Origin of the sequence: Streptomyces sp. NBC_00083 (assembly GCF_026343295.1) — a bacterium.
Taxonomy (GTDB): domain Bacteria; phylum Actinomycetota; class Actinomycetes; order Streptomycetales; family Streptomycetaceae; genus Streptomyces.
In genome coordinates this window covers 2,094,727-2,116,144 of the sequence record NZ_JAPELY010000001.1, presented here as the reverse complement: position 1 = coordinate 2,116,144, position 21,418 = coordinate 2,094,727, and the positions used below count along the sequence as shown (strand labels likewise).

Genomic DNA, 21,418 nt, shown 5'->3' with positions numbered 1-21,418 from the left:
GGCCGGGCGCCCGTCCCGTCACGGCCTGTGCGCCGGGCTCACAGCCACGCGCGCGGCGTCCTGACCCGCGTCGAGCGCCACAGCGCCACGCCGGCGACGAGCAGCAGGACGCCGCCGCCCGCGGCGAGCGGGGCCAGCCGACGCGACGGGTCGTCGGCGGCGGCCGGGGCGTCCGGTCCGCCGCCGAAGTACGTCGTGCCGGACGCGGCGGACTCGGGCCGCAGCCCGGCCGGCTTCAGTTTGGCCGCGGCGCTCAGGGCGGCGGCCGGGTCGATCATCCCGTAGCCGCGGGCGTCGTCGCGGCCCCCGTCGGGGGCGTCGCGGGCGGTGTCCTCCAGGAGCTTCTTGATCTGCGCGGGGGTGAGCCCGGGGTCCGCGGCGCGAACCAGGGCGACGGCGCCGGAGACGAACGCGGAGGCGGCGCTGGTGCCCCAGCCCTCGTAGTACTTGCGGTCCGGGTCCGCTATGACGACGTCCACGCCGGGCGCGCTGACGGTGGCGTACCAGTGCCGGGTGGAGAACGAGGCGTGGGTGCCGTACCTGTCGACGGCGGCCACCGCGATGACGCCCGGGTAGGCCGCCGGGTAGGAGATGTGGTCGCCCTGGTCGCCGCCGTTGCCCGCGGAGGCCACGACGACGGCGCCCTTGCTCAGCGCGTACTGGATCGCGGCGTCCTCGGCGGGCTCGGGGTGTGCGGACACGCTGTCGTCGCCGAGCGAGAGGTTGATGACGTCGGCGCCGTTGTCGGCGGCCCAGAGAATGCCCTGGGCCAGCGCGCCGCCCTTGGTCTCGCGGGCCTGCTTGCGGGCCGGGTCGCTCGATTCCAGGATGACCCGGACCGGCAGGATCCTGGCTTCGGGTGCGATGCCGAGGACGCCGGACCGGTCTCCCGCGCCGTGGCCGTGGCCCGCGATGATCCCGGCCATGGCGGTGCCGTGCCGGGCCCAGTCGCGGCTGCCCTGGCCGGCCCCGAAACCGATGAGGTCGTTGCCGGGCAGGACCTGTCCGGCGAGGTCGGGGTGGCTGCCGTCCACACCGGTGTCCAGGACCGCGACGGTGATGCCCTTGCCCTTGGACGTGCGCCACGCCTGCTGGGTGTGCATGGCGGTCAGCTCCCACTGCCGGTCCCGTATGCCGTCGGCGCGGGCCGGGCCGGCACAGAGCAGCAGACTGACCGCGGCGGCCACCCCGAGAGCGCCGGCGCGGCGCAGCCGGGGGGCCGTCGGCACGGAGCGTCCGGTCGTTGGTTCACTCATGGTGTGCGCTCCGGACCTGCGGCGACCTTCTTGCGCAGGCCGCGTTCCACGGTGTCGGCGATGCCCTTGGCGTCGTGGCCCAGACCCGCCTCGGCCACGGGCCCGTTCGCGCCGTCCGCCGTGGCCTGCTCGGCGGATTGCGGCGTGGCCACCGTGCGGCCGTCGGCGAAGCCGGAGACGGCGGTGACCAGGACGGGCGCGTCGGTGAGGACCCGTACCGTCCAGCTGGCGCGCTGCTTGTCGCCGAACGCGGCTGCCGGGCTGTTCTTGACGGCGTACGGCCGGGGCAGCAGATCGGTGCGTTCGCCGAGCTTCTCGGTGGTGAACCGGTTCGCCAGGGCGGTCATGGCGGCGGGGTCGGCGCGGGTGAAGACCAGGCCCACGGTGGTCACGCTGCTGGCCGTCGCGTCGGTGTAGGTGGCGCGCAGCATGCGGACGCAGCCGACGGGTGCGGCGACCTTGAGGAGCAGGGGGTCGAGCGTGCCCGCGCAGTCGCCGTCCGGGGCGACGCCGATGCGGGTCCACTGGCGGTCGGCGCCACCGGGGCCCGCGCCGGTGCCGCGGATGGTGCGGGGGAAGAGGGTGTCGACGGGCACGCTGTGCCACAGGTCGCGGGCGGCGGTGTAGTTGGTGTGGGCGGCGGGCCCGTCGGAGCCGTCGTCAAGCCAGGTACCTGCGGCCGCTCCGCCGATGAGCCCGATGCCGAGGACCACGCAGATCGCGGCCGCCGCCATGCGCCCGGGGCGCCGCGGGGGCACCGGCCGCAGCGGGCCCGGCTCGTCGGAGAGGGGTTCCGGGGGGAGCAGCGGGCGCGGCGGCGCGGCCGGCTGCGGGGGTATCGCGGGAGGGGGCGGCACCGAAGCCCCGGGCGGTATCGGGGTGTTCGGGGTGTCCTCGACCCCCGGTACGTACGGGGCGTACGGGAGGTCCGGGATCTTCGGGGTGTCCGGCAGGACCGGGCCCGGGTCGATCAGGTCGAGCGCGGAGCGCAGCCGGTCGGCGGCCCGTGCGGGCGCGGGCACCGTCGGGGCCTGCGGCGCGGGGTCGCCCGGCGCGGGCTCCGCCGGCTCGGGTTCGGGTGCGGGCGGCGGCAGTTGGGGGGTGCGGTGCGGGGGCCGTGCGTCGGTGGTCATCCGCCCCCCTCGTGCCCCTCTTGCCGTTCGGTCCCGCCCTCTGGTGCTCGGGCGTCACTCTACGGGCTGATCCTGTGCGGGTGCAGACCGGTCCGGGGGTCGGCGGGTGCGGCGGTCCAGGTCGCGCGGCATCCGCACCGGCCGACCCCTACCTTGTGGTAACCGGTTCTGGCAGGCTTCCGCCATGACTCCCCGCGCCGCTGACCGCGCCCGGTACGACCGGGCGACCGCTCACCTCGATGCGCCCGTGGCGATCGTCGATCTGGAGGCGTTCGACGCCAACGCGGACGACCTGGTCCGCCGGGCGGCCGGCAAACCGGTCCGCGTCGCCAGCAAGTCGGTGCGATGCCGGGCCCTCCTCGAGCGGGTGCTCGCCCGGCCGGGCTTCGCGGGTCTCATGTCGTTCACGCTGGCCGAGTCGGTGTGGCTGGCGCGGGCCGGGTTCGAGGACGTCCTGCTCGCCTACCCGTCCGCGGACCGGGCCGCCTTCACCGAGCTGACCGGAGACCCCAAGCTGGCCGCGGCCGTCACCGTGATGATCGACGACCCGGCGCAGCTCGACCTGGTGGACCGGGCCCGCGAGGGCCGAGGACAGGAGGTGCGGGTCTGTCTGGAGCTGGACACCTCGCTCCAGCTGTTCGGCGGCCGGGTCCGGGTCGGCGCCCGCCGCTCCCCGCTGCGCGGCGCGGACCAACTCGCGGAGCTGGCCCGCTCGGTGGCCCGGCGCCCCGGGTTCCGGCTCGTCGGCCTGATGGCGTACGAGGGCCATGTCGCCGGGGTCGGCGACGCCGTGGCGGGCAGCCCGCTGCGTTCGCGGGCCATCCGTCTGATGCAGGCGGCGGCCCGCAGGGAGCTCGCGGCGCGCCGGGCGGACGTGGTGCGCGCGGTGCGGGCGGTCGCGCCGGACCTGGAGTTCGTCAACGGCGGCGGCACGGGCAGTGTGCAGCACACGGCGGCCGAGGCGGCGGTGACCGAGATCGCGGCGGGCTCGGGGCTCTATGTGCCGCGGCTCTTCGACAACTACACGTCGTTCAGCGGGCGTCCGGCGGCGCTCTTCGCCCAGCCGGTGGTGCGCCGCCCGGGTGTCGGTGTGGTGACCGTGCTCGGCGGCGGCTACCCGGCGTCGGGCGCGCCCGGCGCGGACCGCCTTCCGGTGCCGTACCTGCCGGAGGGGCTGCGCTACGACCCGCAGGAGGGCGCGGGCGAGGTGCAGACGCCGCTGCTCGGCTCCCCCGCGGACGATCTCCTGATCGGCGACAAGGTGTGGTTCCGGCATGCGAAGGCGGGCGAACTGTGCGAGCGGTTCGACGCGTTGCGGCTGGTCGAGGGTGACCGGGTGACGGCGACCGTGCCGACGTACCGGGGCGAGGGCCGCACGTTCCTCTAGCCCGGGGCCCCGGGCTCAGAGCGACGGCGGGGCCAGGCTGGTGCCGGCTCCGCCGTTCTGCCCGCCCGCGCCGCCGATGGGGGCGATGCCCCGGGTGATGGTGTCCATGAGGGCGAGCGCGGGGCCGTCCGCACCGGCGTCGAAGGCGAATCGCGCGATGACCATGGCCTGGCTGCCCACGGTCGAGGGGAAGGCCAGGGACTCGACGTATCCGCCGGGCCCGGCCCCGGTCGTGACCTGCCAGCGCACCAGGTAGCCGGTGCGTCCGTCGACCACCACGGCGCCGGACTTCACCTCGTGGTGCGCGGTGATCCCGTTGTAGGGGCGGGAGCCGACCACGTCGTGGTCGTAGGCGTCGTTGGCGGCGTCGGTGATGTCGCTCTTGGCGACGGCCTCGGGCGTCGTGAGGTCGGTCATGGTGGCCGTCGACGTGGTGACCCGGCCGTACGGGCAGAACCCGGAGTCGCCGGGGCAGTTGTAGGTGTCCTTGGTCGCCATCGTGACGAGTCCGGTGACCGGGTCGTCGGTCTTCTCCCAGCCGCTCGGGATGGGCAGGGTGATGCCGTTGAGCTGGTCGACGAGGGTGTTCGCCGCACCGACGGGCGATGAACTCGGCTTACTGGACGGCGACTTGACGGTCACCGGCGCCGTGGCACTCCCGCTCGCGCTCGTGGGGTGCGGCGCGTCGTCGCCCCCGCCGAGCAGGACGGCCCCGCCGACGGCCGCGGCCACCACGACCACGGCCACAGCACCGATGAGCGCCGTCCGGCCGCGCCGCGCGGCGGGCGGCGCGACCACCACGGCGACGGGCCCCGGCGGCCCGAAGGCCGGCGCGGCCTGCGCCCTGGTGTGGGCGGTCCAGGCCGCGCCGTCCCACCAGCGCTCGGTGCCGGGCGCGCCCGGGTCCGGGTACCAGCCGGGCGGGGTCGTCATGGTCATGCGCACACCCTAGGACGCGCGTTCAGCCGCCGTACACCGAGTCCCACTGGTCGGGCACGACCGAGCCGTCGGCGCGGCGCACGGGCGCCGGGGTGCCGTCGTGCCCGGTGTAGCCGGTGGTGGCACACGGGTAGGGAGCCGTCTTCCGCCCCTTGGGCTCGATGAACATCGGGTTCACGATCCAGCGGCCGTCGCTGTCGTCGTACGCCCGGCACATCAGCTCGTTCTTGTTGCGGTTCAGGACGAGCCGCAGGCCGGTGGCGTCCCGCAGGAAGGAGACGTCGGTGTCGGAGTCGCCGGCCGCGAACACCGGGCGCTTCTTGGCGGGCTGCACCTTCTCGGCGGCGGCGCCCCGCACCCCGAAGATCTCCTGGTTGATCCAGCAGCGCTTGCCGTCGATGTAGGTGATCACCGAGTCGGCGCCGTCCTCGGCCGAGCCGCAGCCCTTGAGGTGCGAGGTGATCCGGCCGTGCTCGGTGGTGGAGCGGATGCCGATGGCGTGGCCGGGGTCGACGCCCGCGCCGCGTGCCCAGACGTCGACGACCGGCTCGGGCGACGCGGAGGTGATCCAGACGTCGAAGCCGGCCTTCTGGAGCGTACGGATCAGATCGCGCTGCTGGTCGTAGTAGCGCACCCAGGCGGTGGCCTTGGTGTTGCTGCCCACCGTCTGCACGGCGTCGGCGGGCGCCGTGAGGTTCTCGGTGCGGGCCGCGCTCGCGAAGGCCTTGACCTGGCCGGTGGTCCAGCCGTGCAGGAGCTGGGCGAGCCAGGCGTACGAGGGCTCCATGGTGCGCCGGTCGTACCCGGCGAAGGCGGGGGCGCCCTTGCCCGTGGTGCCCTCGCCGTAGACCGCGAGGATCTCGTCGGCGCAGCGGGTGTCGGTGGCGGTCGGCAGGGTCGCGGAGCGGCCGGCCGGGCAGGCGGTGGCGAGCGAGGCGGCCGCGGTGTCGGTGAGGTAGCGGCTGGTGGTGTGCCAGTCGCCGCGCACCGGGCGCTGGATCTTGGAGTGGCGCAGCAGCCAGTACATGGTGGCGTCGCCCACGTCGTTCTTGACGACGGTGTTGTCCCAGTCGAAGACGGCGACCGGCTTCTTGCCGTGGCCCGTGCCCGCTCCGCAGCTGCCGTAGCTGTCGATCAGATCCTGGATCCGGTCCTTGTTGTCGCCGAACCAGCCCTGGGAGACGGTCAGTTGGGGGCAGCGGGCCGGGTGCGCCTCGGCGGGCTGTGCGGCGACGAGGCCGGCGGCGGCTATGGAGAGCGCCGCGGCGAGGACGGGAAGCCGGCGGGCGGCAAGGGACATGGACACGCTGGAGGACTCCTGTCGTCGAGATGATCGTCATGGACGGTAGACAGCGCAGCCGGGCGTCGTGCGACGCCCGGCTGCCGGGTGCGTGTCCCCCGGGTGAACAGCGGGGGTTGGCGGGTTTAGAGGGGAGTGACGTACGCCCCCGCGATGCCGCCGTCGACCAGGAAGTCGGTGGCGTTGATGAAGGAGGAGTCGTCGCTGGCGAGGAAGGCGACGGCGGCGGCGATCTCGTCCGCCTCGGCGAACCGGCCGGCCGGGATGTGCACCAGGCGGCGTGCGGCGCGCTCGGGGTCCTTGGCGAACAGCTCCTGGAGCAGCGGGGTGTTGACCGGGCCGGGGCAGAGCGCGTTGACGCGGATGCCTTCGCGGGCGAACTGCACACCCAGCTCGCGGGACATGGCGAGCACGCCGCCCTTGGACGCGGTGTACGAGATCTGCGAGGTCGCGGCGCCCATGAGGGCCACGAAGGAGGCGGTGTTGATGATGGAGCCGCGGCCCTGGCGCTGCATGTAGGGCAGGGCGGCCTTGCAGCAGAGGTACACGGAGGTGAGGTTGACCTCCTGGACGCGGCGCCAGGCGTCGAGCCCGGTGGTGAGGATGGAGTCGTCGTCGGGCGGCGAGATGCCGGCGTTGTTGAACGCGATGTCGACGCTGCCGTAGGTGTCGAAGGCCGTCTTGAAGAGCGCCTCGACCTGCTCCTGGTCGGTGACGTCGACCTGGACGAAGGTGCCGCCGACGGCTTCGGCGGCGGCCTTTCCCGCGCCCTCGTCGATGTCGCCGCACACCACGTTCGCGCCCTCGGCGGCCAGACGCCGTGCGGTGGCGAGGCCGATGCCGCTGCCGGCTCCGGTGATGACGGCGGTGCGGCCGACCAGGCGGCGGCAAATGATGTCGTCGGTCATGTGTGCTCAGGCCTCCGTGCTGATGAAGACGTTCTTGGTCTCGGTGAAAGCGGTGAGGGCGTCGGGGCCGAGTTCACGGCCGAGGCCGGACTGCTTGTAGCCGCCGAACGGCGTCGAATGGCGCACGCTGGAATGGGAGTTGACGGACAGGTTGCCGGCCGCGACGGCGCGCGAGACGCGCAGGGCGCGGCCGATGTCACGGGTCCAGAGGGAGCCGGACAGGCCGTACTCCGTGGCGTTGGCGAGCCGTACCGCGTCGTCCTCGTCGTCGAAGGGCAGGACGACGGCGACCGGGCCGAAGACCTCCTCGACGGCGGCGGGCGCGTCCGGTTCGAGGCCGGTCAGGACGGTCGGCGGGAACCAGAAGCCGGGGCCGCTCGGCGCACTGCCGCGCAGCCCGGGGGCGTCGTCGGCGACGTACGACCTGACGCGGTCCAGCTGGACCCGCGAGATCAGCGGGCCCATCTGCGTCTTCTCGTCGGCCGGGTCGCCGACCACGATCTGTTCGACGGCGGGGCCGAGCAGTTCCATGAAGCGGTCGTACGCGGTGCGCTGGACCAGGATGCGGGTGCGGGCGCAGCAGTCCTGGCCCGCGTTGTCGAGGAAGGACATGGGCGTGGCCGCGGCCGCCGCCTCGATGTCGGCGTCGGCGAAGACGATGTTGGGGCTCTTGCCGCCGAGTTCGAGGGTGACCCGCTTCACGCGGTCGGCGCACTTGGCCATGATCTGCTTGCCGACGCGGGTCGAGCCGGTGAAGACGATCTTCGCGACGCCGGGGTGCTCGACCAGTGCGTCCCCGGCGATCGCGCCCGCGCCGGGCAGCACCTGGAACAGGCCCTCGGGCAGCCCGGCCTCCAGGGCGAGGCCGGCCAGGCGCAGGGCGGTGAGCGGGGTCGTCTCGGCGGGCTTGAGGACGACCGCGTTGCCGGCCGCGAGCGCGGGGGCGGTGCCCCAGGCGGCGATAGGCATCGGGAAGTTCCAGGGCGCGATGACGCCGATGACGCCGAGCGGTTCGAGCAGGGTGATGTCGAGGCCGCCCGCGACCGGGATCTGACGGCCATTCAGGCGTTCCACTCCCCCGGCCGCGTAGTCGAGCAGATCGCGGACGTTGCCGGCTTCCCAGCGGGCGTTGCCGATGGTGTGTCCGGCTTCGTCGACCTCCAGCTGGGCCAGTTCCTCGATGTGCTCATCGACCACGGCCGCGAAGCGGCGCAGCAGGCGGGCGCGGTCGGCGGGGGCCGCGGCGGCCCACTTCCGCTGGGCGGCCGCGGCCCGTGCGACCGCCGCGTCCACGTCGGCGGCGGTGGCGCCGGCGACGACGGCGATCACGTCCTCGGTGGCCGGGTTGAGCACCTGAAGCTCGTATGCGGTGGGCAACTCGTTCCTCACAGGCGTTCGAAGGAGCGGCGGAGCTCCCAGTCGGTCACCGCGGCGTCGAACGCGTCGAGTTCGACCCGCGCCATGTTGCGGTAGTGGGCGACGACCTCGTCCCCGAACGCGGCCTTGGCGATGGGGCTCTTCTCCCACAGCTCGGCGGCTTCGCGCAGGGTGGTGGGGACGTGGGCGTAGTCGCCGGTGTAGGCGTTGCCGGTGCAGGCCTCGGGCAGCTCCAGCTTGTTCTCGATGCCGTACAGTCCGGCCGCGACGAGTCCGGCGACGGCGAGGTGCGGGTTGACGTCGCCGCCCGGGAGGCGGTTCTCGAAGCGGGTTCCGGCGCCGTGGCCGACGACCCGCAGCGCGCAGGTGCGGTTGTCGTGGCCCCAGGCGACGGCGGTGGGCGCGAAGGAGCCGGGCTGGAAGCGCTTGTAGGAGTTGATGTTCGGCGCGTACAGCAGGGAGAAGTCGCGGAGCGCGGCGAGCTGTCCGGCGAGGAAGTGGCGCATCACGGGCGACATGGGGTCGGACCCGTCGCCCGCCATCACGTTGGCGCCGTTCTCATCGGTGAGCGAGAGGTGGATGTGACAGGAGTTGCCCTCGCGCTGGTCGTACTTGGCCATGAAGGTGAGCGAGACGCCCTCCTGGGCCGCGATCTCCTTGGCGCCCGTCTTGTAGATGGCGTGCTGGTCGCAGGTGACCAGGGCCTCGTCGTAGCGGAAGACGATCTCGTGCTGGCCGGGGTTGCACTCCCCCTTGGCCGACTCGACGGTCAGGCCCGCGGCCTGCATCTCGTTGCGGATGCGGCGAAGGAGCGGCTCGATGCGGCCGGTGCCGAGGACGGAGTAGTCGATGTTGTACTGGTTGGCCGGGGTGAGGCCCTGGTAGCCGGCGTCCCAGGCCTGCTCGTAGCTGTCCTTGAAGACGATGAATTCGAGTTCGGTGCCGACCTGCGCGGTGTAGCCGAGCTCCGCGAGGCGTTCCAGCTGGCGGCGCAGGATCTGGCGGGGCGCGGCGACGACGGGCGAGCCGTCGTTCCAGCCGAGGTCGGCGATGAGCATCGCGGTGCCCTCGTTCCACGGCACGCGGCGCAGGGTCGCCGGGTCGGCGTGCATGGCGAAGTCGCCGTAGCCGCGCTCCCAGGACGACATCGCGTAACCGTCGACCGTGTTCATCTCGGTGTCGACGGCCAGCAGGTAGTTGCAGCCCTCGGTGCCGTGGGCCAGGACCTCGTCGAGGAAGAAGCCGGCCGCGAAGCGCTTGCCCTGCAGCCGCCCTTGCATATCGGGGAAGGCGAGGACGACAGTGTCGATCTCACCGCTCGCGACGAGGTCTCGCAGCTCCTCGATCGAGAGCGGGGGTGTGCGGTCTGCCACGGGAAGCTCCTCCTTGGGTCAGCCGAGAGCCATAAGGTATGGGGTAAGACCATTGATTGGGAAGAGGAATCCACGACGTGGCGAAGAAGATCGATGCGGCGGACCACGCGGAGGGCCGGACGCCGGACACGCTCGTCCCCGTCCTGCGGACCGTACGGGCCGGGAACGGCTTCGAGGAAGCACTGGAGCAGGTTCTCCAGCTGTTGCGCCTCGGCCTGGTGCCGCCGGGTGAACGCCTGCCGTCGGAGCGGGAGCTGGCCGAGCGGATGGGGATCAGCCGGGTCACCCTGCGCGAGGTGCTCAAGGTCCTCCAGGACCAGGGCCTGGTGGAGAGCAGACGCGGCAGGTACGGCGGCACGTTCGTACTGCCCAGACCGGCCGAGGGCGGCGAGGACGAGCTGCGCCGGCGTATCGCGTCGGTCGACGTCGAGGACGCCCTGCGCTTCCGCGAGGTCCTGGAGGTCGGTGCGGCCGGGCTGTGCGCGGCGCACGGCCTGAGCGAGGAGGGCGCCGAGCGGCTGCGGGCCGCACTCGCCGCGACCCATGACGCCGAACTCTCCGACTACCGCCGCCAGGACACCCTGCTCCACCTCACCCTCTCCGAGCTGTCCGGATCGCCCAGCCTCACCGCCCAGTACGCGGCGGTGCGGGCCACCGTGAACGACCTCCTGGACTGCATCCCGCTCCTGGTCCGCAACCTGGAGCACTCCCAGCACCAGCACACCGCGCTGGTCGAGGCGGTGCTCGACGGCGACGCCGACGGGGCGCGCGAGGTGATGCGGGAGCACTGCGGGGGGACGGCGGCGCTGCTGCGCGGCTTCCTGACCTGAGGAGCCCGAGCCCCGGGCGGGCCCGTTCACCGCCGGGCTCCCGCACGCATGCCGTAACCGCGGTTTTACGTACACCCCTTGCGCATCTCCTTCCCTGCGACAAAGGTATGCAGCCGAACCATTGACCTGATCTCCCCTGACGATCATCTGGAGCGGCTCATGGCCGAGGGCACCGACCTGCGTACCGCACCACCCGCCTCCGCCGAGGACGACTACCTGCACCGGCGCACCCTGCGGCGCGGCAGCGCCGGCTGGCTGCTGCTCACCGGCCTCGGCGTCGCCTACGTGGTGTCGGGCGACTTCTCCGGCTGGAACATCGGCCTGTCCAAGGGCGGATTCGGAGGGCTCGCCGCGGCCACCGTCCTGATGGGCATCATGTACGCCTGTCTCGTCTTCTCGCTCGCCGAACTCTCCGCCATCCTGCCCACCGCGGGCGGCGGTTACGGCTTCGCGCGCCGGGCGCTCGGCACCTGGGGCGGGTTCCTGACCGGCACCGCGATCCTCATCGAGTACATCCTGGCGCCCGCCGCGATCTCGCTCTTCATCGGTGACTACGTCGAATCCCTCGGCCTGTTCGGGCTGACCTCCGGCTGGCCCGTCTACCTCGCCTGCTTCGTGGTCTTCATCGGGATCCATCTGTGGGGCGTGGGCGAGGCGCTGCGCTTCAGCCTGGTGGTCACCGCGATCGCCGTGGCGGCCCTGCTGGTCTTCGCCGTCGGCGCGTTCACCGACTTCGACGCGGCCCGCCTCAACGACATCCCGGTGGACGCGTCCGCGCTCGGCTCCAACTCCTGGCTGCCGTTCGGGGTGCTCGGCATCTGGGCCGCGTTCCCCTTCGGCATGTGGTTCTTCCTCGGCGTGGAGGGGGTGCCGCTCGCGGCGGAGGAGGCGAAGGACCCGGTGCGGTCCATGCCGCGCGCGCTCGCCATCTCGCTCTCCATCCTGGTGCTGCTCGCCGTGGTGACGTTCTTCGCCGCGACCGGGGCGCACGGCTCGGCCGCCATCAAGGACGCCGGCAACCCGCTGGTGGTCGCGCTCCAGGGCGACGGCGGGCCGACCGCGCTCAGCCGGTTCGTCAACTACGCGGGGCTCGCGGGCCTGGTGGCGTCGTTCTTCTCGCTGATCTTCGCCGGTTCGCGCCAGCTCTTCGCCCTGTCGAGGGCCGGCTACCTGCCTCGTTTCCTCTCCCTCACCAGCCGTCGCAAGTCGCCCTACCTCGGCCTGCTGATCCCCGGCGCGCTCGGGTTCGCGCTGGCCGCGTGGAGCGGCAACGGCGGCCGGATGCTGAACGTCGCGGTGTTCGGCGCCACGATCTCGTACGCTTTGATGGCGCTCTCGCATCTGGTGCTCCGGCGCCGCGAGCCGGGCCTGGAGCGGCCGTACCGCACACCGGGCGGAGTGGTGACCTCCTCGGTCGCCTTCGTGCTCGCGCTGTTCGCCCTCGTGGCGACGTTCCTGGTGGACAAGGACGCGGCGTTCATCGCGCTGGGGGTCTATGCGGTCGCGCTGGCCTATTTCGCCTTCTACAGTCGCCACCGTCTGGTCGCGGGCGCGCCCGAGGAGGAGTTCGCCGCCCTGGCCGCCGCCGAGGCCGAACTCGCCCGGGACTGACCCTCGCCCGCCGCTTCCTGGAATGGAGACCGCCGCCGTGCCCAAGCCGCTCATCGGCATCAGTACGTATCTGGAGCCCGCCCGGTGGGGCGTGTGGGAGCTGCCCGCCGCCCTGTTGCCGGCCGGATACCCCCGGCTGGTCCGGGCGGCCGGCGGGCTGGCCGCGATGCTGCCGCCGGACGACGGGCCGGGGGCCGCGGCGGAGGTGGTGGCGCGCCTGGACGGCCTGATCGTCGCGGGCGGGGCGGATGTCGACCCGGTCAGGTACGGGGCCGAGCCGTCGCCGCGCACCGGGCCGCCCGCCCGCGAACGGGACGCCTGGGAGCTGGCCCTGATCGAGGCGGCACTGGCTTCGGGCACCCCGCTGCTCGGCATCTGCCGGGGGCTGCAGCTCCTCAACGTCGCGCTCGGCGGGACGCTGGTGCAGCACCTGGAGGGGCACACCGGGGGACGCGGTGTGTTCGGCGAGCACACGGTGGAGCCGGTACCGGGCACGCTGTACGCCTCGCTCGTCCCCGAGGCGACAGCCGTGCCGACCTACCACCACCAGTGCGTGGACCGGCTCGCGGAGGGTCTGGTCGTTTCGGCGTACGCGCAGGACGGCACGGTGGAGGCGGCCGAACTTCCCGGCTCCGCCTGGGTGTTGGGGGTTCAGTGGCACCCCGAGATGGGCACGGACCTCCGAGTGGCCGAGGCCCTGATCCGAGCAGCATCCCCCCGCTCGACCCCGTCCGGCCTCACCCCGCCCGACTACCCGGCCCCGCCGAACGCCACCCCGCCCGTTCGCCCGGTCCCGGCCGCCCCCGCACAGTCCGTTCACACGGCCGAGCCCGACGCCACCCCGGCCGGCTGCTCGGCGCCGGTCGACACGGGCCCCCTCAGCCCGTCCGGCGTTTGAGGACGAGGGCCGTTCAGGCGCGAACGGGGTCTGGGGCGCAGCCCCAGGCAACCCCGCCATCGGGTGCGGACCGTGCTCGCTTCTCGCGCAGTTCCCCGCGCCCCTGGCGGCACGGGTGCCGGGCAGCATGCACACCCTCAGCCCGTCCGGCTGCTCGACCCTGGCCCATGCCGGCCACCTCAGCCCGTCCGGCGATTGAGGACGAGCGCCGTTCAGGCCCGAACCGGGGTCTGGGGCGGAGCCCCAAGCAACCCCGCCTACGCCTGCGGACCGTGCCCGCGTCCCGCGCAGTTCCCCGCGCCCCTGGCGGCACGGGTGCCGGACAGCATGCACATCCTCAGCCCCTCCGGCTGCTCGACCCCGGCCCATGCTGGCCCCCTCAGCCCGTCCGGCGATTGAGGACGAGGGCCGTTCAGGCCCGAACCGGGGTCTGGGGCGGAGCCCCAGGCAACCCCGCCTACGCCTGCGGACCGTGCCCGCTTCTCGCGCAGTTCCCCGCGCCCCTAGCTACGCCACGCCGGGCAGCATGCACACCCCCAGCCCGTCCGGCGTTTGAGGACGAGCGCCGTTCAGGCCCGAACCGGGTCTGGGGCGGAGCCCCAGGCAACCCCGCCTACGCCTGCGGACCGTGCCCGCGTCCCGCGCAGTTCCCCGCGCCCCTGGCGGCACGGGTGCCGGGCAGCATGCGCATCCTCAGCCCGCGGCGGAGCCAGTCGCTCGGGTGAGGGAGAGGAGGGCGCGGGCGGGGCCCGCCGGGAGGGGGCCCCGGCGCCATACCGCGCGGAGGTCGCGCCGCAGACGAACCCCCTCGACAGGGACCCGTACAAGACGGCGCGCCGCCAGCTCCTCCCCCAGCGCCAGCTCGCTGAGGACCGAAGGCCCCGCCCCGCTGACCACGGACGCCTTCACCGCCGTCGTGGAGGACAGCTCGATGAGGGGCTCGGCGAGCCCCCCGTGCGCGGCGAGCGCCGCGTCGAGGACCTGCCGCGTCCCCGACCCGGGCTCGCGCAGGATCAGCGGGGTCGCGGCGAGCTCGGCGGGCGGCAGCGGACGGTGCCTGCGGGCCCAGGGGTGCGAGGGCGCGGCGACCACCACCAGCCGGTCGTGGCCGATGACCGCGGAGTCGAGGCCCGGGGGCGTGCCGAGGCCCTCGACGAAACCGAGGTCGGCCTCGTCCGCGAGCAGCCGCTCGGCCACCACCGCCGAGTTGCCCGCGCTGAGCGACACCGCGGTGCCGGGCCGCTCGGCGCGCAGCGCGATCAGCCAGCCCGGCAGCAGGTACTCGGCGATCGTCATGCTCGCCGCGACCCTCAGCCGGGAGTCCCGGCGCCCGCGCAGCGCCTGCGCACCCGCGTCGAACGCCTCGGCCGCCTCCACCACCCGCCTGGCCCAGTCCGTCACCAGGACGCCCTCGGCGGTGAGCCGGGAGCCGCGCGGGGAGCGGTCGACCAGCGCGACGCCGAGCAGCCGTTCCATCGAGCGGACGCGGCTGCTCGCGGCGGGCTGGGTGATGCCGAGGTCGCGGGCCGCGCGCCCGAGGCTGCCGTGCCGGGCGACGGCGAGCAGCAGCTCCATCGCGCCCAGGTCGGGCACGCGATGGGCCAGCGGGCTGGTCTCCCCGGAACCGTTCGTGCTCATAAACCCAGCTTATGGGCTCATAGCCGCGACGGGCGTGGCGGGGCCGCAGAGCCCGGCGGAAGCTGGACACATGGCCACCCTCGCGCAACCGCGCCCCCGCACCCGACCCCTCGCCACCGCCCGGCGCCGCCCCGCCCTGCGTCACCTCGGCCCGAACTGGTACGCCGCGATCATGGGCACCGCGATCATCGCGAACGCGGGTGCGGGCCTGCCCTTCCACATCCCCGGCCTCCCGGTGATCTGGGCGCTCTCGCTCGGCCTGCTCGTCGTCCTCCTGGTGGCCCGCGCCGGGCACTGGCTGCACCACCGCGACCAGGCCCGCGCACACCTCCTCGATCCGGCCGTCGCGCCCTTCTACGGCTGCCTCTCGATGGCCTTCCTGGCCGTCGGCATCGGCTCGCTCTCCGTGGGCGCCGATCTGATCGGCGAGAGCGCGGCCGTACCGCTGGCGTGGGTGCTGTACGCGCTCGGCACCGTGATCGGCGTGGTGGCGGCCGTGGCCGTGCCCTATCTGATGGTCGTGCGGCACGACGTGGCACCCGGCAGCGCCTCCCCCGTCTGGCTGCTGCCCGTGGTCGCGCCCATGGTGTCGGCGACGCTCGGCCCGCTGCTCGTCCCCCATCTGCCCGCCGGCCAGGCCCGCGAGGCGATGCTGCTCGGCTCGTACGCGATGTTCGGGATGAGCCTGCTGGCCACGCTGGTCATCCTGCCGGTGGTCTTCTCCCGCCTGATCCACCGGGGCGCGCTGCCCCTGTTCCTCACCCCGACCCTGTTCCTGGTGCTCGGTCCGCTCGGCCAGTCGACCACCGCCGTGAACAAGCTGGCCGATGTGGCCGGCGGCTCGATCGAGGCCACGTACGCACACGGCATGGCCGCGTTCGCCGTCCTGTACGGGGTGCCGGTGATGGGCTTCGCCCTGATGTGGCTGGCGCTCGCGGTGGCGATGGCGGTGCGCGCCGCCCGGCGCGGCATGGGCTTCGCGATGACCTGGTGGGCCTTCACCTTCCCCGTCGGCACCTGCGTCACCGGCGCCGAGGGCCTCGCCCGCCACACCGGCCTGCACGCCTTCGACTGGCTGGCCGTCACCCTGTACGCCCTGCTCGTCGCCGCGTGGCTGGTGGCCGGGTTCCACACCGTGCGGGGCCTGGTGAACGGGAAGCTCCTCGCGGCGCCCGTGAAGAAGTAGCCCCGCCGAGGGGCGGGTCCCTCAGACGTCGATGCCGAGCGCCGCGCCGAGTACGGCCGGCGCTTCGGCCAACGACGGCCCGTACCAGGTGAGTTGACGGCCGTCGACGAGCGCTGCGGGCAGCGCGGGGAAGGCCTCGGGGCCGTCCTCGGGCGTGAAGCGGTAGGGCTCGTCGGGGAGCACGACCAGGTCGGCGCCGGCCTCGTTCAGTTCGTCGATCGCGATGCGCGGGTAGCGCTCGGTGTGGCCCGCGTAGACGTTGCGCACGCCGAGACGGGCGAGCAGGTCGCCCGCGAAGGTGTCGCGCCCGAGCACCATCCAGGGCTTGCGCCAGATCGGCACGACGGCCCGGCGTTCGGGGCCCGGACGCACCCCGGCCCAGACCTCTTCGGCGGTGTCCAGCCAGGCGGGCCGCGCCAGACCGCAACCCGCGACCAGGACGCGCTCCAGCTCGGTGAAGGCCCCTGCCACGGTGCGGACCTCGGTGACCAGGACATCGAGCCCGGCGGCGGCGAGCGCGGCCAGGTCCTCGGGCCGGTTCTCCTCCTCGTTCGCGATCACCAGGTCGGGGGCGAGGGCCACGACGCGAGCGACATCGGGGTTCTTGGTGCCGCCGATCCGCTCGGCGTCGAGGTGCGCGGGGTGGGTGCACCAGCCGGTCACGCCCACCAGGAGGCCGGGCGCGCTGACCTCGACCGCCTCCGTCAGGGACGGCACGAGCGAGACCACCCGCATCAGTGGCGGGTCTCCTCGATGGCCTCGATGTGGTCGGCGACCGCCACGACCAGGATGCGGGTGCCGGGGAGCGCCGCGCGCCAGCGGTGGCGCACCCCGCCGGACAGGCAGAGCGTGTCGCCGCGCTCCAGGCGGTAGGCGCGGCCCTCGGCCTCGACCTCGGCGGCGCCGTCGGCCACGTACATCAACTCGTCGTTGCGGTGCTGGAATTCGCGCCCGGTGTCCTGGTCGCCGGTGAACTCCATGGCGTGCAGCTGGTGGTGGCCGCGCAGCAGGGACCGTACGCCCTGGGCGTCCCCGTCGGGTTCGGCCCGTACGACGTCGACGGTCCGGGTGCAGTCGGCGGCGTCGTACAGCTCGCCGACCGTGGTGTTCAGGGCGTCCGCCACGCGCTGGAGGGAGCGGGCGCTGGGGCGGGCGCGCTCGTTCTCGACCTGGCTGAGGAAGGGCACCGACAGGCCGCTGCGCTCGGCGACCACGGCGAGAGTGAGGCCGAGGCTGCGGCGCAGGCGCCGCACCGCCACCCCCACCCGAAGAGTTTCCTTGTCGTCCATCTCCCGGGCTCCCTCCCCGTTCCCTCGGTCCGCGTCCGCACCGGCTGTGCAGGTCACCCTACGCAGCTTCGGGCCCGGAGGGGACCGTCCCGCCGAGATCGCAGGCGGTTGTGTACGCGAACGGACCGGATCGCGACGTTCCGCAGCCGCGGCCGGAGGACCGGCCGCGGCTGCGGAAAGGGAGGTGGGGCGGGGTCCGCCCGGCGGGTGGGGGGTCCGCTAGGAAGCGACCGGGGTCCACTTGTCGGCGAGGCCCGGGTTCTCCTTCAGCCAGGCGCGCACGGCGTCCTGCTCCTTGCCCTTGCCCGTCGACTGGATCTTCGCCTCCAGGCTCGTGAGCTGCTTCTCGTCCATGTGGAAGTTCTTCAGCCACTTACCGACCTGGGCGTTGTCGGCGCCGAAGCCCTTGCGGGCCAGGGTGTGCACGTCGTCGCCCTTGCCCCAGGCACCCTTGGTGTCCTTGAGCTTCTTCAGGTCGTACGTGTTGTACGCCCAGTGCGGCGACCAGAGCGGAACCACGATGGGCTCCTTCTTGGCGTACGCCCGCTTCAGCTCGGCGAGCATGCCGGGCGTGGAGCCGTCGACGACCTTGTACTCGCCGTCCAGGCCGTACTCCTTGAGGATCTTGTCCTTCAGGATCCCGGTCTCGCCGGCGCTCGGTTCGATGCCGACGATGCGGTTCTGGAACTCGGAGCCCTTGCCCTTGAGGTCGTCGAGGGTGTTGACGTCCTTGACGTAGGACGGCACGGAGAGCTCCAGGGAGGTCGGGCCGTACCAGGAGCCCATGTCCTCCAGCTTGTCCTTGTACTTCGCCCAGTACTGGGCGTGCGTGGTGGGCAGCCAGGAGTCGGTCTCGAAGTCGATCTGGCCGCCGGCCATGCCGGTGTAGAGCGCGCCGGCCTCGTACTGGCGGGCGTCCACGGTGAAGCCGCGGCGCTCCAGGAGCTCCTTCCACAGGAAGGTGGAGGCCACGCCCTCGTCCCAGGGGATGTAGCCGAGCGAGATCTTCTTGCCCTTGCCGACGTTCTTGGCGCCGGAGGCGGTGGTCTCGCCGGAGGAGCCGAACATGTTCATGCCGCCGGCGACGAGCGCGAGGATCACCACGCCGACGATCGCGACGACGGGCTGCGGCCGGTAGTTCCAGATCTTCAGCCCACCGGTGGCGGCCTTCGCCTTGGCGAGCGCGCGACGGCCGAGCGGGGAGACCTGGCGGCTGAGCGCGCCGGTCATGCGGTCCAGGTACATGGCGAGGACGACGATGGAGATGCCGGCCTCGAAGCCGAGCCCGATGTCGACGTTGCCGATGGCGCGGTAGACGGCGCCGCCGAGGCCGCCGCCGCCCGCCATGCCGGCGATGACGACCATGGAGAGGCTGAGCATGATGACCTGGTTGATGCCGGCCATGATCGTCGGCAGTGCGAGCGGCAGCTGGACCCGCATCAGCGTGTTGCGCGGGGTGGTGCCGAACGCCTCGGCCGCCTCGACGAGTTCACCGTCGACCTGGCGGATGCCGAGTTCGGTCATGCGCACGCCGGGCGGCAGCGAGAAGACGATGGTGGCGATGATGCCCGGGACGACGCCGACGCCGAAGAAGATGATGCCGGGGATCAGGTAGACCATGGCCGGCATGGTCTGCATGAAGTCCAGGACCGGCCGCATCACGGCGCTGACCGTGGTGGAGCGCGAGGCCCAGATGCCGAGCGGGATCGCCACGACCAGCGTCACGATCGCGGCGACGAGCACCAGCGACAGGGTCGACATGGTGTCGTCCCACAGCTGGATCGAGTCGATCAGCGCGAACCCGGCGAAGGTCAGGACGCCGGCGGAGAGCCCGCGCAGCCACCAGGCGACGACGGCGAGGATGCCGGCGAAGAGCAGGGGCTGGGGGGCGTCGAGGACGGTGTTGATGCCGTTGTACATGCCGTTGACGACATGGGTGATGGCATCGAACAGCCAGGACAGGTGGGCCTGGAGGAAGTTGACGGCGCTGTCGACCCAGTCGCCGAGGTGGAGCCTAGGCATGGGCGGCCACATCCTTCATCGAGGAGCAGGCCACGGGGCCCTGCTTGTCGTCACCGAGGAAGGCGATGAGCCGCTCCTGCGGTACGACGCCGAGCACGGCGCCTTCGGCGTCCTTGACGGCGACCGGGTGCGGGACCCGCGCGGCCACCGCGCACACGTCGGCGACCGGGGTGTCGGCCAGCACCGTCTCGCAGTCGCAGGTGCCGACGTCGGGCCGGTGCGGGGCGGTCATCACGGAGAGCGCGGTGAGCACGCGGGAGCGGTCGACGTCCTGGATGAAGGAGGCCACGTAGTCGTTGGCCGGGGTGAGCAGGATGTCCTCGGCGGTGCCGAGCTGGACTATGCGTCCGTCGCGCATCACGGCGATGTTGTCGCCGAGCCGCATGGCCTCGTTGAGGTCGTGCGTGATGAAGACGATCGTCTTCTTGAGGCGCTTCTGCAGTTCGAGCAGCTGGTCCTGCATGTCGCGCCGGATCAGCGGGTCGAGCGCGCTGAACGACTCGTCCATGAGGAGCAGGTCGGCGTCGGTGGCCAGGGCGCGGGCCAGGCCCACACGCTGCTGCATGCCGCCGGAGAGCTCGTCGGGCCAGGAGTCGCCCCAGCCGCCGAGCCCGGCGAGTTCCAGGGCCTCGGCGGCCCGCTTCTCGCGCTCGGCACGGGGTACGCCCTGGACTTCGAGGCCGTACGCGGCGTTCTCCAGGACGCTGCGGTGCGGGAACAACGCGAAGTGCTGGAACACCATGCTGATCTTGCTGGAGCGGACCGTCCGCAGGTCACGGGCGGAGAGACCGGTCAGGTCCTGCCCGTCGAACAGGACGCGGCCCGACGTGGGCTCGAGGAGCCCGTTGAGCATGCGCAGCAGGGTCGACTTGCCGGAGCCGGAGAGGCCCATGACCACGAAGATCTGACCGGGTTCCACCGTGAACGAGGCGTCGATCACCGCCGCGGTCGTCCCGTCGGCCCGCAGCTCGTCGCGGTCGGCGCCGCTTTCGAGCTTGCTGACGGCTTCCTCGGGTCGTCTGCCGAACACCTTGTAGAGCTGCTCGGCTTGCAGCCTGGACACATACACCTCACGGGTTGAACTGAGAACGGCCCGCATCCCCCGCGGGCGGGCCGTGGAGCGGCGCGGATTCGGTCCGCAGCCCGAGAAATGGTTGAAATCCATACCTGGGTCCGCTCCGGCGACGCGCCTTCCCAGGCGGTTCCCGGGCAAACGCAACAGTGATCCAGTTCACTTGTTCACGTGCGCGGGGCGAACCCCGGTGTCCCGTCGCGGTGGGCGCGGTCACTGTCAGTGGTGTGCGGCATCATCGGGGGTGTGACGCGACGCCTGATGCTCCTCGACACCTCGTCCCTCTACTACCGGGCCTACTTCGGGGTCCCCGACACGGTCAGGGCCCCGGACGGCACGCCGGTCAACGCCGTGCGCGGCCTGCTCGACTTCATCTCCCGCCTGGTCCACGACCACCGGCCGGACGATCTGGTGGCGTGCATGGACGCGGACTGGCGGCCGCAGTGGCGGGTCGACCTGATCCCCTCCTACAAGGCGCACCGGGTGGCCGAGGAGACCCCGGCGGGGCAGCCCGACGAGGAGGAGACGCCGGACACCCTCGCCCCGCAGGTCCCGGTGATCGACGCCATGCTGGACGCGCTGGGCATCGCCCGCGTCGGCGTAGCGGGGTACGAGGCGGACGATGTGATCGGCACCCTGTCCGGCCTGGCGCCGGGCCCGGTCGACATCGTGACCGGCGACCGCGACCTGTTCCAGCTGGTCGACGACGAGCGGGGGGTGCGGGTCCTCTACCCGCGCAAGGGCGTGGGCGACTGCGACCTGGTGGACGACGAGATGATCCGCACGAAGTACGGGGTGCGCCCCGACCAGTACGCGGACTTCGCGGCGCTGCGCGGAGACACCAGCGACGGGCTGCCCGGCGTGAAGGGCATCGGCGAGAAGACGGCGGCCCAGCTGATCAACGAGTACGGCGATCTGGTGGGGGTCCGGGCGGCCGCCGCCGACCGTTTCTCCAAGCTGACCCCCGCCAAGCGCCGGGGGATCCTGGAGGCGGCCGACTATCTGGACGTCGCGCCGAAGGTGGTGCGGGTCGCGATGGACGTGGCGCTTCCGGCGTTCGACCCGGTGGTACCCACGGAGCCGCTCGATCCGGCGACGCTGGAGGAGCTGGTGGCGCAGTGGGGGCTCGCGGGGGCGACGGGCAGGCTGCTCTCCACTCTTCGCGCCTGAGGTGCTAGGTTAGGTAAACCTAACTAATG

The 21,418-nt window shown here is 72.8% G+C and carries 17 protein-coding genes and 1 pseudogene; 6 read left to right on the top strand and 12 right to left on the bottom strand.

Annotation, left to right across the window (positions count from 1 at the left end; translation table 11 throughout):
* Positions 1 to 38: 38 nt before the first annotated feature.
* Complete coding sequence (gene mycP / locus OOJ98_RS09275) at positions 39 to 1,256, bottom strand: type VII secretion-associated serine protease mycosin (protein ID WP_267054142.1); 1,218 nt, start codon at positions 1,254 to 1,256, stop codon at positions 39 to 41.
* Positions 1,253 to 2,389: a hypothetical protein gene (locus OOJ98_RS09270; protein ID WP_267054141.1), complete on the bottom strand. Its 1,137-nt coding sequence runs from the start codon at positions 2,387 to 2,389 to the stop codon at positions 1,253 to 1,255. The genes mycP and OOJ98_RS09270 overlap by 4 nt, the downstream gene beginning before the upstream one ends.
* 184 nt (positions 2,390 to 2,573) lie before the next feature.
* Between OOJ98_RS09270 and OOJ98_RS09265 the strand changes: the two genes are divergently transcribed.
* Positions 2,574 to 3,776, top strand: a complete 1,203-nt coding sequence (locus OOJ98_RS09265) for an amino acid deaminase/aldolase (RefSeq protein ID WP_267054140.1) — start codon at positions 2,574 to 2,576, stop codon at positions 3,774 to 3,776.
* Between the two features lie 15 nt (positions 3,777 to 3,791).
* Here the strand turns inward: OOJ98_RS09265 and OOJ98_RS09260 are convergent, their stop codons facing one another.
* The 5 genes from OOJ98_RS09260 to OOJ98_RS09240 form a co-directional block, all read right to left on the bottom strand.
* On the bottom strand, positions 3,792 to 4,715 hold the full coding sequence (locus tag OOJ98_RS09260; protein ID WP_267054139.1) for a DUF2510 domain-containing protein: 924 nt from the start codon (positions 4,713 to 4,715) through the stop codon (positions 3,792 to 3,794).
* A gap of 22 nt (positions 4,716 to 4,737) precedes the next feature.
* Positions 4,738 to 6,015 (bottom strand): haloacid dehalogenase-like hydrolase, encoded by a 1,278-nt coding sequence (locus OOJ98_RS09255; RefSeq protein ID WP_267055575.1) that lies wholly within the window; start codon positions 6,013 to 6,015, stop codon positions 4,738 to 4,740.
* 125 nt (positions 6,016 to 6,140) lie between these two features.
* Entirely contained in the window at positions 6,141 to 6,923 is a 783-nt protein-coding gene (locus OOJ98_RS09250; RefSeq protein ID WP_267054138.1) for a 3-oxoacyl-ACP reductase, read from the bottom strand.
* Between the two features lie 6 nt (positions 6,924 to 6,929).
* Positions 6,930 to 8,300: an aldehyde dehydrogenase gene (locus OOJ98_RS09245; protein WP_267054137.1), complete on the bottom strand. Its 1,371-nt coding sequence runs from the start codon at positions 8,298 to 8,300 to the stop codon at positions 6,930 to 6,932.
* A gap of 8 nt (positions 8,301 to 8,308) precedes the next feature.
* Complete coding sequence (locus OOJ98_RS09240) at positions 8,309 to 9,673, bottom strand: glutamine synthetase family protein (RefSeq protein WP_267054136.1); 1,365 nt, start codon at positions 9,671 to 9,673, stop codon at positions 8,309 to 8,311.
* A gap of 89 nt (positions 9,674 to 9,762) precedes the next feature.
* Between OOJ98_RS09240 and OOJ98_RS09235 the strand changes: the two genes are divergently transcribed.
* The 3 genes and pseudogenes from OOJ98_RS09235 to OOJ98_RS09225 form a co-directional block, all read left to right on the top strand.
* Complete coding sequence (locus tag OOJ98_RS09235) at positions 9,763 to 10,503, top strand: FadR/GntR family transcriptional regulator (RefSeq protein ID WP_267055574.1); 741 nt, start codon at positions 9,763 to 9,765, stop codon at positions 10,501 to 10,503.
* A 159-nt stretch (positions 10,504 to 10,662) separates the two neighbouring features.
* Positions 10,663 to 12,114, top strand: a complete 1,452-nt coding sequence (gene eat / locus OOJ98_RS09230) for an ethanolamine permease (protein WP_267054135.1) — start codon at positions 10,663 to 10,665, stop codon at positions 12,112 to 12,114.
* A 37-nt stretch (positions 12,115 to 12,151) separates the two neighbouring features.
* A pseudogene (locus OOJ98_RS09225) lies at positions 12,152 to 12,829 on the top strand (gamma-glutamyl-gamma-aminobutyrate hydrolase family protein); the annotation flags it as partial.
* An 876-nt stretch (positions 12,830 to 13,705) separates the two neighbouring features.
* Here the strand turns inward: OOJ98_RS09225 and OOJ98_RS09220 are convergent.
* Positions 13,706 to 14,650: a LysR family transcriptional regulator gene (locus OOJ98_RS09220; protein WP_267054134.1), complete on the bottom strand. Its 945-nt coding sequence runs from the start codon at positions 14,648 to 14,650 to the stop codon at positions 13,706 to 13,708.
* A 70-nt stretch (positions 14,651 to 14,720) separates the two neighbouring features.
* On the opposite strand from OOJ98_RS09220, the gene OOJ98_RS09215 reads away from it, so the two are divergent.
* Positions 14,721 to 15,836, top strand: a complete 1,116-nt coding sequence (locus OOJ98_RS09215; protein ID WP_267054133.1) for a TDT family transporter — start codon at positions 14,721 to 14,723, stop codon at positions 15,834 to 15,836.
* A 21-nt stretch (positions 15,837 to 15,857) separates the two neighbouring features.
* Here the strand turns inward: OOJ98_RS09215 and OOJ98_RS09210 are convergent, their stop codons facing one another.
* The 4 genes from OOJ98_RS09210 to OOJ98_RS09195 all read right to left on the bottom strand — a co-directional run bounded on the left by OOJ98_RS09210 (position 15,858) and on the right by OOJ98_RS09195 (position 20,246).
* Entirely contained in the window at positions 15,858 to 16,571 is a 714-nt protein-coding gene (locus OOJ98_RS09210) for a helical backbone metal receptor (protein ID WP_267054132.1), read from the bottom strand.
* Positions 16,571 to 17,125, bottom strand: a complete 555-nt coding sequence (locus tag OOJ98_RS09205; protein WP_267054131.1) for a helix-turn-helix domain-containing protein — start codon at positions 17,123 to 17,125, stop codon at positions 16,571 to 16,573. Before OOJ98_RS09205 ends, OOJ98_RS09210 begins: the two co-directional genes overlap by 1 nt.
* 219 nt (positions 17,126 to 17,344) lie before the next feature.
* The gene (locus tag OOJ98_RS09200; protein WP_267054130.1) at positions 17,345 to 19,147 is read right to left on the bottom strand and encodes an ABC transporter permease/substrate binding protein; all 1,803 of its coding nucleotides are present in this window, start codon (positions 19,145 to 19,147) and stop codon (positions 17,345 to 17,347) included.
* Positions 19,140 to 20,246 carry a glycine betaine/L-proline ABC transporter ATP-binding protein gene (locus OOJ98_RS09195; RefSeq protein ID WP_267055573.1) on the bottom strand — a complete coding sequence of 369 codons (1,107 nt, stop codon included), beginning with the start codon at positions 20,244 to 20,246 and terminating at the stop codon, positions 19,140 to 19,142. The genes OOJ98_RS09200 and OOJ98_RS09195 overlap by 8 nt, the downstream gene beginning before the upstream one ends.
* 234 nt (positions 20,247 to 20,480) lie before the next feature.
* Here OOJ98_RS09195 and OOJ98_RS09190 point away from each other — a divergent pair, with 234 nt between their 5' ends.
* Positions 20,481 to 21,389 (top strand): 5'-3' exonuclease, encoded by a 909-nt coding sequence (locus OOJ98_RS09190; protein WP_267055572.1) that lies wholly within the window; start codon positions 20,481 to 20,483, stop codon positions 21,387 to 21,389.
* The last annotated feature ends 29 nt before the right edge of the window (positions 21,390 to 21,418 follow it).

What these genes read in the sequence shown, in the direction of transcription:
- mycP (WP_267054142.1), bottom strand. Translation starts at nt 1,256, where the DNA reads ATGAGTGAACCAACGACCGGACGCTCCGTGCCGACGGCCCCCCGGCTG.
- OOJ98_RS09270 (WP_267054141.1), bottom strand. Translation starts at nt 2,389, where the DNA reads ATGACCACCGACGCACGGCCCCCGCACCGCACCCCCCAACTGCCGCCG.
- OOJ98_RS09265 (WP_267054140.1), top strand. Translation starts at nt 2,574, where the DNA reads ATGACTCCCCGCGCCGCTGACCGCGCCCGGTACGACCGGGCGACCGCT.
- OOJ98_RS09260 (WP_267054139.1), bottom strand. Translation starts at nt 4,715, where the DNA reads ATGACCATGACGACCCCGCCCGGCTGGTACCCGGACCCGGGCGCGCCC.
- OOJ98_RS09255 (WP_267055575.1), bottom strand. Translation starts at nt 6,015, where the DNA reads ATGTCCCTTGCCGCCCGCCGGCTTCCCGTCCTCGCCGCGGCGCTCTCC.
- OOJ98_RS09250 (WP_267054138.1), bottom strand. Translation starts at nt 6,923, where the DNA reads ATGACCGACGACATCATTTGCCGCCGCCTGGTCGGCCGCACCGCCGTC.
- eat (WP_267054135.1), top strand. Translation starts at nt 10,663, where the DNA reads ATGGCCGAGGGCACCGACCTGCGTACCGCACCACCCGCCTCCGCCGAG.
- OOJ98_RS09220 (WP_267054134.1), bottom strand. Translation starts at nt 14,650, where the DNA reads ATGAGCACGAACGGTTCCGGGGAGACCAGCCCGCTGGCCCATCGCGTG.
- OOJ98_RS09215 (WP_267054133.1), top strand. Translation starts at nt 14,721, where the DNA reads ATGGCCACCCTCGCGCAACCGCGCCCCCGCACCCGACCCCTCGCCACC.
- OOJ98_RS09210 (WP_267054132.1), bottom strand. Translation starts at nt 16,571, where the DNA reads ATGCGGGTGGTCTCGCTCGTGCCGTCCCTGACGGAGGCGGTCGAGGTC.
- OOJ98_RS09205 (WP_267054131.1), bottom strand. Translation starts at nt 17,125, where the DNA reads ATGGACGACAAGGAAACTCTTCGGGTGGGGGTGGCGGTGCGGCGCCTG.
- OOJ98_RS09200 (WP_267054130.1), bottom strand. Translation starts at nt 19,147, where the DNA reads ATGCCTAGGCTCCACCTCGGCGACTGGGTCGACAGCGCCGTCAACTTC.
- OOJ98_RS09195 (WP_267055573.1), bottom strand. Translation starts at nt 20,246, where the DNA reads ATGCGGGCCGTTCTCAGTTCAACCCGTGAGGTGTATGTGTCCAGGCTG.
- OOJ98_RS09190 (WP_267055572.1), top strand. Translation starts at nt 20,481, where the DNA reads ATGCTCCTCGACACCTCGTCCCTCTACTACCGGGCCTACTTCGGGGTC.